General features: G+C 29.5%; 10 protein-coding genes. 4 read left to right on the plus strand and 6 right to left on the minus strand.

The features are described from left to right. Nucleotides 1–257: 257 nt before the first annotated feature. The 4 genes from I6U48_RS16125 (at nt 258) to I6U48_RS30130 (ending at nt 6,033) form a co-directional block, all read left to right on the plus strand. Nucleotides 258–749, plus strand: coding sequence for a MarR family winged helix-turn-helix transcriptional regulator (locus I6U48_RS16125; protein ID WP_218321495.1), 492 nt, complete (start codon nt 258–260; stop codon nt 747–749). Nucleotides 750–1,143: 394 nt separating this feature from the next. Beyond that, nucleotides 1,144–4,920, plus strand: coding sequence for a chemotaxis protein CheB (locus I6U48_RS16130; RefSeq protein WP_218321496.1), 3,777 nt, complete (start codon nt 1,144–1,146; stop codon nt 4,918–4,920). Nucleotides 4,921–5,221: 301 nt separating this feature from the next. Next, on the plus strand, nt 5,222–5,791 hold the full coding sequence (locus I6U48_RS16135; protein ID WP_218321502.1) for a flavodoxin family protein: 570 nt from the start codon (nt 5,222–5,224) through the stop codon (nt 5,789–5,791). A 110-nt stretch (nt 5,792–5,901) separates the two neighbouring features. Continuing rightward, on the plus strand, nt 5,902–6,033 hold the full coding sequence (locus tag I6U48_RS30130) for a hypothetical protein (RefSeq protein ID WP_281421829.1): 132 nt from the start codon (nt 5,902–5,904) through the stop codon (nt 6,031–6,033). A gap of 469 nt (nt 6,034–6,502) precedes the next feature. Here I6U48_RS30130 and I6U48_RS16140 read toward each other — a convergent pair whose 3' ends face one another. The 6 genes from I6U48_RS16140 to I6U48_RS16165 all read right to left on the minus strand — a co-directional run bounded on the left by I6U48_RS16140 (nt 6,503) and on the right by I6U48_RS16165 (nt 13,523). Further along, entirely contained in the window at nt 6,503–7,243 is a 741-nt protein-coding gene (locus I6U48_RS16140) for an ATP-binding cassette domain-containing protein (protein ID WP_218321497.1), read from the minus strand. A gap of 18 nt (nt 7,244–7,261) precedes the next feature. After that, nucleotides 7,262–8,518: a glycosyltransferase family protein gene (locus I6U48_RS16145; protein WP_218321498.1), complete on the minus strand. Its 1,257-nt coding sequence runs from the start codon at nt 8,516–8,518 to the stop codon at nt 7,262–7,264. 142 nt (nt 8,519–8,660) lie between these two features. Continuing rightward, nucleotides 8,661–10,655, minus strand: coding sequence for an ABC transporter permease (locus I6U48_RS16150; RefSeq protein WP_218321499.1), 1,995 nt, complete (start codon nt 10,653–10,655; stop codon nt 8,661–8,663). After that, nucleotides 10,645–11,415 (minus strand): ABC transporter ATP-binding protein, encoded by a 771-nt coding sequence (locus I6U48_RS16155; RefSeq protein ID WP_246615396.1) that lies wholly within the window; start codon nt 11,413–11,415, stop codon nt 10,645–10,647. The genes I6U48_RS16150 and I6U48_RS16155 overlap by 11 nt, the downstream gene beginning before the upstream one ends. 420 nt (nt 11,416–11,835) lie before the next feature. Continuing rightward, on the minus strand, nt 11,836–12,846 hold the full coding sequence (locus I6U48_RS16160) for a sensor histidine kinase (protein ID WP_218321500.1): 1,011 nt from the start codon (nt 12,844–12,846) through the stop codon (nt 11,836–11,838). Next, nucleotides 12,843–13,523 carry a response regulator transcription factor gene (locus I6U48_RS16165; RefSeq protein WP_218321501.1) on the minus strand — a complete coding sequence of 227 codons (681 nt, stop codon included), beginning with the start codon at nt 13,521–13,523 and terminating at the stop codon, nt 12,843–12,845. The genes I6U48_RS16160 and I6U48_RS16165 overlap by 4 nt, the downstream gene beginning before the upstream one ends. Between the last annotated feature and the right edge of the window lie 324 nt (nt 13,524–13,847).

Genomic DNA, 13,847 nt, shown 5'->3' on the forward strand with positions numbered 1-13,847 from the left:
AGTATTTAAATGTGTCTTCCAGAATGTAAATATATCCCTGCGTATAAGTTAAGTGTCTGGTGCGGGTATCTATATGACAGCAAAAGGTTAGAAAATATTGTTTAGAGGACAGAGGACAATTGTCCTCTCATAAAAATATTGTTCTTGTATAGTTTGTTTGTACTCTTTTACATATGAGTAATTAATTATATAATATAGTTATGTAGCATCAATCATGCTTTAAATATTTAGATAAACTAGGAGTGAGAAGAATAGCAATGAATGATTCAAAAATAGAAGTAGATAATTTATTCCGTAAAAAAGTATTGGATACCCTAGATAATCAGTCGCCCATTAATATTCAGATGAATTTTTGGCTTAATGAGATGATGACATATCATGGAGTTAGTTACTCTGAATATCGTATACTTAGACTTTTAAGAAAGTATCCAAATGGAATTGAACCTTCAGTAATTGCTGATAAGCTAGCTATTTTAAGGCAGACCACAACTAATATGGTAGATGATTTGCAAAAAAAATATCTGGTAGAAAGATCACCTCATCCTGTGGATAGAAGGCGTATTTATATAAAGTTAACATCAGAAGGTGTAGAACTTGCTGATAAATTAGTAGAGGAAATGTCTAGTGTACAAAGCAGCGTATTGTCAAATTTCACCAGTGAAGAGATGGAAAAGTATCTAGATATAAGAATAAAAATTATAAAATATACGGAAGATGAAATAAAAAAAAGATATGTGGAGGAAAGTTAAAAACTTTTCTGGTTAACAAATTTTTGGGTTAAAAGCATAAATGGATTTAAATTTTAATTTATCCAAACTTAAATAAGATATACAAAACTAGATAAAAACAAAATTTTGGAATTAACAAAGCAGATAAAATGTGGTGGAAATCACCACATTTTTTTTATGTAACAGATATTGAAAAAACTATAAGAGTTTTTAATAATACAATTTAAGATAAATGAACATTGTTATACTTAGAATATGCAGTGTTATGGAAAATTCCGGAAAAACCCTTTGTTATTGCAGTATTTTATATTAATATGGTAATATTAGATTAAATATAACAAATAATCCAAAACATAGTAAAACATTAACCAAATCTTAAAGCTTTAATATTATTCAATTTGAAGGAGAGCATAAAATGGATAATGAAAATTTTGTTATTGGAAACGAAATTATGGATTTTGGAACAGGAATAAATGAATCAGAATCATCAGAAAAAGCCAGTGATTTCTTTATTGTAGGAATGGGGGCTTCTGCAGGAGGCTTGGAGGCGCTGGAACATTTTTTTACTTGCATGCCTTCTGCCAGTAATATGGCATTTGTAGTAATTCAGCATTTATCTCCGGATTATAAAAGTCTTATGCCTGAAATATTATCAAGAAATACACAAATGAAGGTGTTTCAAATACAGGATGGAATGAAAGTCTTACCAGGATGTATTTATTTGAATCCCCCAAAATTTTCTGTAACTATTTCACAGAAGCGGTTTTGTTTAAAGGAGCAGGAGACAAGTCATAGAATTAATCTTACAATAAACACTTTTTTTGAATCCCTCGCAGAAGATATGGGTGAGAAAGCCATCGGAATTATATTATCGGGAACGGGCAGTGATGGTACAAGGGGGTGTGGAGTTATTAAAGAAGCTGGTGGTATTGTTATGTCACAAGACGAGAAGAGTGCGAAATTCAACGGTATGCCAAGAAGTGTAATTGCCACGAATATTTGTGATTATATCTTATCACCTACCAAGATGCCTGAAAAATTATTACAATATGTAGGACAATCTTCATTGATAGTTATAAATCAAAATGATGAACAAGAAGGAGACGAAGGTACTGAAACCCTGTCTCAAATTTATAATATTATTAATAAACAGCACTCCATTGATTTCAGCCTTTATAAGCAGAGTACTGTTTTAAGGTGCCTTGAAAGACGTATAAGAATTTGCCAAACATCAACCCTTGAGGAGTATCTTTCATATTTAAAGGATAACTTAGAAGAGATAGATTCTTTATACAATAGTTTATTGATTGGAGTAACGAGATTCTTTAGAGATAAAGAAGCTTTTGAAGTTATAAAGAATTCAGTTATTCCTAAAATTGTAGATAGTAATAAAGACAATACTGTAATCAGAGTATGGGTAGCTGGATGCTGTACTGGTGAAGAAGCATATTCCCTGGCAATATTATTTAAGGAACACATGGACCTGGTTAAAAAAAATATTAGCCTAAAAATATTTGCTACAGATATTGATATTCGTTCAATAGAATATGCAAGTGTAGGGGCTTATCCTGAAAGCATCTCAGAAGATGTATCTCTTGAACGACTCAACCGCTACTTCATTAAAAAGAGAGATACTTATCAGGTTTCAAAATATATTCGCGAAATGGTAGTTTTTTCGAGTCATAATATAATAAATAATCCACCATTTTATAAAATAGACCTATTAACTTGTAGAAATCTGTTGATTTATTTTCAACCGAAGCTTCAAACCAGAATTCTTTCAACCTTCCAGTTTGCACTTAAAGCACAGGGCTATATGTTTTTAGGTATAAGTGAAACTACTGGGGAGCTAAAAAGTTATTTTTCTACTGTAGATAGTAAATATAAGATATATAAAAGAAAAGATATGAAAAAACGTCCGCTTGTGGATGATTTTTCTATTATAACAACTGGAATAAAGTTAGCTAAACAAAAGAGTAAGTATAATGATCATACAAGAAAGATAAGGAGTAATTGGGAAATGGAAGATATTTATGAAAGCTTAGTAGAGGAATGTTTGCCTCCCAGTGTGCTAGTAGATGAAAATGGTGAACTTGTACAGGTTTGTGGGGATTGTGATAAATATTTGAAGATACCAAGGGGAAAGGTATATTATGATATACAAAAGATGGTTCCTAAGGAACTATCTACAGCTCTAGGAACTGCAATCGGCAAAGTTAAAAAAGAAAAGGTAAAAGTTACTTATACAAATATAAAAATTAAATTAGGTGAAGAACAAATCAGTATTAATCTTATTGTCAAACCTCTATTTACAAAGAAGAGTGGGAATCTTATTTTTGTAGTATTTGAAGAAATTAAAAGCGATGAGATGAAGGATAATTACGTGGAGAAATTTGACACAATAAGCAAATTGAATGAGCGTATTACAGACCTGGAGCAGGAGCTTCAATACACAAAAGAGAACCTTCAAACTTCACTTGAAGAGCTAGAGACTTCAAGTGAGGAGCTACAATCAGCCAATGAGGAGCTCTTGGTATCAAACGAGGAAATGCACAGCACTAATGAAGAGCTTCAATCTGTTAATGAGGAATTAATCGTTGTAAATACACAATATCAATACAAGATACAAGAATTAGCAGATTTAAACAATGATATGATGAACTTTTTAAACAGTACATCCATAGGAACTCTTTTTCTTGATTCAAACCTGTGTGTCAGGAAATTCACACCAGCAATAACTAGAGAGATCAATCTTATAGAAATGGACATTGGCCGTCCAATTAGCCATATTGCTCATAACTTAAAAAATGAGGATTTAGTTAAGCAAGCTCGTGAAGTGATGGATAGTCTTGTTCCTATTGAAAAAGAAGTTCAAGGCTTAAATAATAGGTGGTATTTATTGAAATATTCTCCATATCGAACAAATGAAAATTTTATAAAAGGTGTTGTTATATCTCTTGTTGATATTACAGCTCTTAAGGAAGCTGAAGAAAATCAGCGAAGGAGTATGGAACATTACGAAAAACTTGTAAGGCTTTCACCTTTTGCTATTATGATAATAAGCCATGGTAAGATACTTTTTTCTAATGCAGCAGGACTTAATTTATTACAGGAAAAAAATATTGATAATTTGATTGGAAAGCCGATTAACATGTATTTAAATATTAATGAGCAGTTACAAATGGATAAAGAGAATATAGCTGCACTATTAGAGAAAAAAGTTATTCGTTGGGACGGCTCAGAAATTTATGTTGAAGTTAACTCAATGCCATTTTCAATGGAAAATGAGGACGCAGAACTTATTATTTTAAGAGATATAACGTACCAGAAGATAGAAAATGAATTGCGGCTGGAAAATAAAAACAAAAAAGCATTATTAGATGAAGCAAATATTTTAGATAAACTTAAGAATGATTTCTTTAGCAATCTTTCACATGAATTGAGGACACCACTGAATGTTATTATGAGCACTTTACAGCTTATCGATAGTAAGATAAAAGATACTACGGAGTATAATAAATCTATAAATTTGAAGGAACATATGAATGTTATGAAACAGAATTGTTACAGGCAGTTAAGACTTGTAAATAACATGATTGATATTACGAAAATCGATGCAGGATTTTATGAAATTAAATATCAGAATCATAATATTGTAAACATAGTTGAAGATATAACATTATCGGTAAATAATTATGTTGTCAATCGAGGTTTAGAGTTAGTATTTGATACAGATGTAGAAGAGAAGATAATTGCTTGCAACCCAGACAGTATTGAAAGAATTATGTTAAACCTTTTATCAAATGCTATAAAGTTTACCGATGCAGGTGGAAATATAAATGTGAATATAAGCGATAAGGGAGAAACTATAATAATATCAGTGAAGGATTCTGGGATTGGTATTCCAAAAGATAAGCAAGATATTATTTTTGATCGTTTTAGACAAGTAGATAAATCCCTTACCAGAAACAATGAAGGCAGTGGTATAGGACTTTCACTTGTTAAATCACTGGTAGAAATGCATGGTGGTAAAATTTCAGCATTAAGTGAATACGGTAATGGTACTGAGTTTATTATTGAACTGCCAGTTAAAACAATATTAGAAGAAAATATTAAAGAAAATCATGAATTGCAGCAGCAAAGCAATGTGGAAAAAATACATTTAGAATTTTCTGATATTTATAATTTATAATTATTTTATATAAAGATATATGCTTGAAGTATGGAAAAACTCTTTTTCTAAAGAAATAACTACATAGAGAATATACACAGTTATGATAGAATAAGAATTAGCCTAAACAGGGCTGTATCAGACTCTATAACATCAGAGGTTGATACAGCTCTTTTTTATTATTGACAAGGAAACAATAAAATGATAGAATATTTTTGTTGACAAGGAAACATAATTATTATTTTTCGAAAGGTGGGAATTTTAAATGAATGTACAATACACAGAAGAAACCATAAATAAACCGGAGATGCAAGGAGGAAATATTAAAATTATCGGAATTATAGCAAGTCCACGGAAAGAAGGAAATACAGCTTGGATAGTAAATAAAATACTTGAAGGTGCGAAAGAACAAGGCGCCGAAGTTCAATCCTTCAATTTTAGCGATCTTGATATTAAACCATGCCAGGGATGTAATGGCTGCAAACAGAGCACTCGAGGGTGTATTATTAATGACGACATGCAGAAACTTTATGACGCGATTGAGAATGCTGATGCACTTGTTCTCGGATCGCCGATTTACATGGGGCAGATGAGTGCCCAGGCGAAGATATTCACCGACAGATTGTATGCACGATTCTCTCCTCGATTTTCTCCGTATTTCAAATGCAAAAATGAAGCTAAACAAAAGCTGATTCTTGCATTTAATCAAGGTAATCCTGATTCTAGCCTGTTTCAGTCCTATATTGATTATACAAAACACATGTTTGAATTGCTGGAATTTGATGTTAAAGAGGTACCTGTTGTTACTGGTTTGCGAAATGGACCAGCGCATAAAAGGGAAGATTTGCACACTGCATTGAAGGATATTGGTTCATCATTGGCTTTGAAATGATTCCTGGAGTATTTCTTTATAGTGCGATAACACCTAATAGATTTAGCATCAACAGAATCCGTTCCATTAAAAGCAATATATATTACTTTTGGATGGAATGGATTCTGTTGATGCTGAATATGGAACCGAACTTAGAAGGAACAGTTTTTTATCATGATATTACCTCTTGGGCAATAGGTGATATGAAAGAAGATGTTATGAGGGTTATGAAAGTTTTTTATGAAGGTAAACTTAAGCAGTAAATTTGATAAAATAGAAACACTGTTAAAATTGATAGTAATGTAAAAAAAGGTATAACCAGAAAAAAGCTTTTGAAATATGTACATGGATCAAAACTGAACTGTAATTTCATTAAAACATAAGGCATGTACATCAATCCTGTAATAACAGAGCTAAAAATAGCTATTATTTCTATGGAGATTATTCTCACTATATTGAGCAGTAAGGGAGATATAATATTATCCATTAATGCTCTAACCTTATTTGCATGGTAAAATTCTCTTAAGGCTAATAGTGAAAATAAAGCTCCACTTATTATTATGGCATCTGTATAGGAATTACTAATTAAATTGGGGGATGAAACTTGATTAAATAAAGATTTTTTCAGACAATAACCTATTACTGGATAAAATATTGTTAGTAGAATAGAGATATAAACATTTCTTAAATGAAATATACGGTTTAATTCTACTCTAAGATAAGAGAGAAAAGTCATAGTTTTAGCACCTCTTTTCCAATAAGCTGTATATATGCGGCTTTAAAAGTAAGTTTTTGAGCATTATTAGATACCAAAGAAAGCAAATCCTCTGGGTTTCCATTAAATAAAATTCTACCTTCACTTATAACAACTAATTTATCACATATAGACTCCATGTCTTCAATTACGTTAGTAGCTAATAAAATAGTAGATTCTTTTGCAGTTTGAGAAATTAATTTATAAAAATTACTTATTTCTTCTTTAGAAATTCTGGCGGTTGGTTCATCAAAAATCAATAGTTTAGGAATTCCTAGAAGAGCTTGAGCAATGCCAATCTGTTGTTTTTCACCAACAGATAAGGTGGAAATGTAAGCCTCTTGCTTATCTATTAGATTTGTTTTTTGGAGAACTTCTTTAATTGCCTTTTTTCTATTTTTAATTTTTTTCAGCACTGCTATATAATCAAGGAACTGCCATACATTAAGCTCGTCATAAATGACTAAGGACTGAGGAAGATATCCTAGAGTTTCCTTTAATTTTGTTTTTATTTTAAATAAAGGTATATCATCCACGAAAATTCGTCCACTTTCTGCTTGAAGTTCTCCAATCAAAAGCTTTATAAGAGTTGATTTTCCCGCGTCTTTAGGACCTAAGATTCCAACAACACCAGGACCTTCTATTTTTAAAGAAATATCTTGTAAAGCTTTTGTTTCCTTTGAGTATGTCATATTTAAATTTTCAGTAGAAATCTTCATAAATGTTAACATCCTTTCTTAAGGGTTAAAGTATTTTTTATATTTATGTTTTAAAAGCCTAATAAAACAATAAAAACAATATATCATTATAAATATTTCAGGAAAAGCATATCTACCTTGCCCTTCTGTTACAAAATATACACTCGTAAACATATAAAATAATATCACATTATATAGGGTATATTTATTTAAAAGCTGAGTTTTTCCTTTCCATATGTCCCTTAAAATTGCTGAACTATAAATTAATATGTATATTATAGCTGGTGCAAAGATTATACTTCTAATGTCATTAGCGATTGTAAATAGAATATCTTTAGCAGAAGCACTTACCATACTTCCATAAGTACTGTAAAGTACATCATCACCCCAAAAATACACATTGAATAGTCTTTTAAAACCTAATTCTATAAATTGTACTGGATGGGCTTTTATCCATGTTTTAGCTGCTTTACTAAGCATTTTATTCTTCTCTGTCATATTAGCTTTCTTATATTGATTAGTTTTTACTATGGAGTTTTCCACATTTTCTACTGGCATCCATCTTCCTATTTTATTTTGAGAATTATTATTTATATATAGAACAATTCCTCCATTGTTAGAAACATAGGTGAATTGACCTATAAGTTTTGTGTTTCTATATATCCATGGTGATATGGTAATAATACAAATCACTAAAATTATTAAGGAATTTTTTATAGCTGCAGCAATTTTTTTCTCTATTAGAAGCTCCAATAGAAAAATAGCAAAGAAATATACAATAAAGAAGGGTTTTATTAAGGTATTTAATCCTACAAGTACACCTATGTACATATATTTATATTTAATATTACTAAAATATATAAAAGTGATAAAAATTAATATAGTAGTAAAGAGCGGCTCTGTAGCTACTAAGCTATTGTAAAATATGTTATTAGGCATAAAAACAAATATTGTAAATATTATTTTTCTATCTCTTTCCTTTAAATTTATTCTTTTTAGAAGAACATGAAAGAATATGTAACTTACAAAAGTTAAAAACAAATTGAGAAGTTTTGCTTTAAATAGACTTGCTCCAAAAAGTTTGAAGATTCCTCCAAGCAGCATGCAGTAGCCTACAGAGGTATAGGTATCTCCCCATGGAAGACCCTTTGCTATATCTACTGACAATTTATAATAATAATCAAAATCTGAAAAGGGCTTGGTATCTATAAAAAGTACCCATAATATGCATAGCGCCATACCTGAGGCCATTATAATCTTGTAATAATTTTCATTTTTTAGTACAGACTTTTTCATGTTCATTCTCCTTTATGCTAAACATTCCTGTCATTTTATATTTTTTCAAAAATCATATATTTAAATGGAACTTTTTCAATTCATATTCTACAAAAGAATTCTTAAATAATTAGGCTGTAATTCCTTAAGATATTCTTAAGCTTTATTTCAGCATTTTTTTAGCTCCATTGTAAGTAATCCAAAAATATCCTCCGTAGATTATTATAAAAATAAGTGCAGTTATTAAAAGTTGTAAGGTGATATTAACAGCCCCTAAAAAATTTACTATTACTTCAGTTATTTTTAACCCAACAATGCAGTGAATTAAGGCAAGAAATAGGGGAAGTATAAAATAAATTGCTGTTTGGATAAATATTGCTTTATTTAACATTTCATCATCTACACCCATTTTCTTAAGCAGCTTGTACCTTTCAATATTGTCTGCACACTGAGACATTTGTTGAAGAGATAGTATTACCGCAGATATTATTAAAAATACTAATCCTATATAAAGAGCTAAATAAGAGACAACTCCTGCAAGCCCAAAAATGTTTGCTTTAGATTTTTCCTTGGTACTGCATATAATAGTTAGTTCACTTTTTTTATTTTTATCTAATTTATTTACTTCCTTTAAAAGTTCTTTTTCCTTTTTAACTTTATCACCTTTAAAATTAAGAACTAGATAGCTTAAGGGTGGTGTTAATCCATATGTTAAATCATCTCTTACTATGAAAGTGCAGGCATTGGATTTAAAAATCTCATTCATAGTGATGTACATAACAGGCTTTGAAGAGGGAATTAAATTTTGACCACAAACTTTAATTTTTCTTTTTTTATCTATTGACTTTTGAATAGATGGTAATAGTTCTTTTATATTTCCAAAGGCTGCATACTCTCCTTTATTCAAGGTTATGCCTTCTTTTTTATAGAATTTCATAACACTATTAAAATCAGACAGCTTCATTATTTGTATTAAACTATCTTTTTTAACATATGTATTTGACTTATTTTTCTCTATTTCTTCCTTATCAATATAATTTTTAATTCCTAATTCTTCATCGTTATTGAAATATAAATCATAAGTAACATAATCCTCTGTATAATAACCTAAGTTTATGTTTTTATTTAAGAAATCTTTTATAGGAAGTTTGCCATCATAAAGCACTTCAGCATCATATTGTGGTAAATCATCTATATTCTTATTTAAAGTTTTGCTAATACTAAATCCACCAGCAAGCAAACATATTGACATAAATATCATTAAGCATACAAAGGACATAGATACAAAATTAGTATTTATCCTGCTGTTTACCTGCCTTAATAAAAACATATTTAGTTCTTTTAAATATAATCTCTTGTTACTTTGAATTAATCTTAATAAAAATCCTGATAAGGAAAAGAAAAATAAAAAGGTTCCAATTACAACAAAAGCTATAGGTATAGAGATAGTTCTATCTGCAAATATTATCCTTGAAGAATCACTTAAAATTATAAAGTATGCTATTGCTATACAAAATATACTAAGGATGAAAGTTATTATTGAGGTTTTTAAGCTTCTAAGTTTTATCTCTTCATTTTTTCTTCCATCTGTTAGTAAATCAATAGGTTCTAGTTTTGATATTGATATGATATTAAAGAGAAATACAATAAAGTAAATTACTAAAAAATAGGCTATAGTTTTTACAAAGGCTTTACTAGAAAAGGTAAATTTAAAAGCTGTAAGTTCTAGATGAAATAGTTTTGATGTAAAAATTGACATACCTTGAGATAAAAACACTCCTAAAAATAACCCTAGTGCTAAGGAAAATACTCCAATTAAAACAGTTTCAATCAATAATATATTTGATATTTCCTGGTTATCCATACCTAAGGTAAAATATATGCCGAATTCTTTTTTTCTACGTTTAATTATATAGTTATTGGCATATATTATTAAAAATCCAAGTATGCAAGACACAAATATTGATACCATAGACATTAATTCATCTATTTTTATAAAGTTTTGGGCTTCATATTCATTAAGCTTCATCATAAGTTTTTGGGAACTAATAGAATTAAAAGTATAAAAGATACATACTCCAAATATTAAAGTTAAAAAATATACAGTATAATCCTTGAAGCTGCGATTTATATTTTTTTTGGCAATTTTAATGTACATTTGTAAGGTCACCTCCAAGAAGAGTTACTACTTCTATAATTCTATTAAAAAATTCTCTTCTAGAATCTTCTCCTCTTAGGATTTCATTAAATATCCTGCCGTCCTTAATAAACAATATCCTTTTGGCAAAGCTAGCTGTGAAGGGATCATGAGTTACCATCATTATTGTGGAATTCCTGATTTTGTTTAAGTTATCTAAAGTCTCAAGAAGTATTTTGGCATTTTTAGAATCTAGAGCTCCTGTGGGTTCATCTGCCATTATCAAAGAGGGATTTGTTATAAGGGCTCTAGCTGCAGCTACTTTTTGTTTTTCTCCTCCAGATAGTTCGAAGGGGTATTTATTTAAGACAGGGGTTATATTAAGATTTTCTGCTACTTCCTTTACCTTACTATCAATATCTTCACTAGCTACTTTCAGTATGCTAAGTGCTAAGGCTATGTTTTCATAGGCTGTTAAAGTATCTAGTATATTAAAATCTTGAAATATAAAGCCTAATTCTTCTCTTCTAAATTTAGCTAATTCCTTTTTATTTAGTTCAGTTACATCTTTATCCTTTATATAGATATGTCCGCTAGTCACTTTATCTATAGTGGAAATACAATTTAATAAGGTAGTTTTACCACTGCCAGAAGGACCCATAATGCCTATAAACTCTCCGCTACAAACTTGAAAGCTTATGTTATTAATTGCTTTTGACACTCTTGTGCTGGTGCCATAATATTTTTCTATATTTTGAACTTTTAATAATGTTTTAATCATAATTTTTCTCCTAAGGTGAGTTTTTTAAGAATTATAAGTGTTCTTTATGTATATATTAACTTTTTCTATGTATATAAACCATAGAATAACATAACATGAAACTAACAATTTTGTCACTTATAGATATCAAAACCAGAAAGTAGACTTATACGCAGGTAGATGTTACCAAAGCTGAAGGTACATATAAAAACTTTTTTATCATTCTTAGCGAAGTATTTTAGAAAATCTTAGGACTTCTGATATGTTTGAGGTACGAGTTTATCAGATGTTCTTAGATTTTCAAAATACTGAGCTTTAGAATGGTTAAAAGTTTTTATAGTGCTGAGGCTTGGTAACATCTACCGGAGCATAAGTCTACTTTCGGATGTGGATGTCTATAAGCATTTTAAGATAAAAAATAATATGTATCTATGCAGAGTATTAGCATAAATACATATTATTCTTAGGGAATACTATAGAGACAGTTGTTCCTATTCCTACCTTAGAAGTTACACTAATTCCTAATCCTAAACTGTCACAAAGTTTTTTAGTTAAATAAAGGCCGAAACCTGTGGCCTCTCTAAATCTTCTTCCATTTTCGCCAGTAAAGCCTTTGTTAAATATATTTGTCAAAGCTTTTTCACTTATACCAATACCTGTGTCACTTATATTTAAAACTATTTTGTCATTATTAGCTTTACCTTCAAATAAAATTTCGCCTTCAGCTTTTTCTATGTATTTAATTGAATTGCTTACTATTTGATGTAAAATAAATTCCAGCCACTTCTTATCACAGAAAATAAATTCATCACACTTTACAATGTTAACTCTTATATGTTTTTCAATAAGAGTGTTAGAGTTTCTTATAACTACGCTGTTAATGCTTTCCTTAAGCTTGAATTTTTTAATTATATAATCTCTGTCTACTTGACTACTTTTACTATAATAAAGGGATTGATCTATATAGTTTTCTACTCTTTCTATTTCATTTAAAATATTAGAAGTTACTTTAGATTTATTGTTATTAATAATTAATTTAATAGCTGCTATAGGAGTTTTAATTTCATGTATCCACATTTCTATATACTCTTTATATTCCTGTTTATCATTAATAAATTTTCCTAACTCATCATTCATCGACTTATTGGTTTTAGTTAAAATATCATATAAAATTTTACTTTCTAAAAAATCTCCTTCAGAAATGAGTTCTGAAAGCAGATATTTTTTGTCTAGTGAATCTAAATTACTATACACTTTTTTATAATACTTGCTTTTAGTAATATAATCATGGAAATAGAAGGCTATAAATGCTGTAAAGTTTAAAAGAGCTATAAAAATAATTGCATATAAGTTAAGATTCAAAGCTTTTAAAAGCAAAGACATAAATATTAGTACAATAATTTCAATTGCAATAAAAATAGACTTTTCCTTGAAGTAATCTTTTATTTTCATGCTAATATATACCCCTGTCCTCGCTTAGTTTGAATATAATTAATTGCTCCTAGATCTTCTAGTTTTTTTCTAAGTCTATTTACATTGACAGTAAGAGTATTGTCATCAACAAACTCTGCTTCCTGCCATAAGCATTTCATAATTTCATCTCTTGAAACAATCTTTCCACTATTGCTTATAAGTATATGTAAGATCTTACTTTCGTTTTTGGTAAGTTCTACTTTATTATTATTATTATTATTATTAAATTCTACTAAACCAGCTGCTGTGTTAAAAGTAATATCTTTGTATTTTAGATGATCACTTTGTACAGCTCCATAGGTTCTCTTTAATACAGCGGAAATTCTGGCTAAGAGAATCTGCAGGTTATAGGGCTTGGTTATAAAATCATCTGCACCTAAATTTATACTCATAAGTTCATCTAAATCATCATCTCTGCTGGTAACTACTATAATTGGCACCTCAGAAACCTTTCTTATCTCTCTACATACATAATAACCATCATAGTATGGTAAATTAATGTCTAATAAAATTATAGCTGGATTTTCCTTTATAGCTTCTTCTACGATATTTTTAAAATTTATTGAGAAAGAAGTATTATAGCCATATTTATTAAGAAATGTACAAAGTTCCTCTCTTATTCTAGAGTCATCCTCTATAATGAATATCTTTTCCATGTTATTCCTCCTGATTTGATAACACATCTTTGTGTATGAGTTTACTTTCTGGTGTGGGCAGCTATAGGAGGTTGTGATAAAGTCCATTTTATATATCAAAAGATGGAAAATGAAAAAGTCCAATGCATTGGTATTTAAGGATTTACTTAATGTAAAATTTTGTTTAATCACATCCTCCTATATAAATAACCACGGCCGAAAATAAACTTATGCTCCGGTAGATGTTACCAAGCTTCAGCACTATAAAAACTTTTAATCATTCTAAAGCTCAGTATTTAAGCAGATATCCAAAATATTTGATTTTGTGATAGTCGCTTACTCATC

The sequence above is a fragment of the Clostridium thailandense genome (genome assembly GCF_019207025.1).
GTDB lineage: Bacteria > Bacillota > Clostridia > Clostridiales > Clostridiaceae > Clostridium_AM > Clostridium_AM thailandense.

Coding starts and splice junctions, on each gene's coding strand:
- I6U48_RS16125 (WP_218321495.1), top strand. CDS start 258: ATGAATGATTCAAAAATAGAAGTAGATAATTTATTCCGTAAAAAAGTA.
- I6U48_RS16160 (WP_218321500.1), bottom strand. CDS start 12,846: ATGAAAATAAAAGATTACTTCAAGGAAAAGTCTATTTTTATTGCAATT.
- I6U48_RS16165 (WP_218321501.1), bottom strand. CDS start 13,523: ATGGAAAAGATATTCATTATAGAGGATGACTCTAGAATAAGAGAGGAA.
- I6U48_RS30130 (WP_281421829.1), top strand. CDS start 5,902: ATGCTGAATATGGAACCGAACTTAGAAGGAACAGTTTTTTATCATGAT.
- I6U48_RS16155 (WP_246615396.1), bottom strand. CDS start 11,415: ATGATTAAAACATTATTAAAAGTTCAAAATATAGAAAAATATTATGGC.
- I6U48_RS16140 (WP_218321497.1), bottom strand. CDS start 7,243: ATGAAGATTTCTACTGAAAATTTAAATATGACATACTCAAAGGAAACA.
- I6U48_RS16145 (WP_218321498.1), bottom strand. CDS start 8,518: ATGAAAAAGTCTGTACTAAAAAATGAAAATTATTACAAGATTATAATG.
- I6U48_RS16150 (WP_218321499.1), bottom strand. CDS start 10,655: ATGTACATTAAAATTGCCAAAAAAAATATAAATCGCAGCTTCAAGGAT.
- I6U48_RS16130 (WP_218321496.1), top strand. CDS start 1,144: ATGGATAATGAAAATTTTGTTATTGGAAACGAAATTATGGATTTTGGA.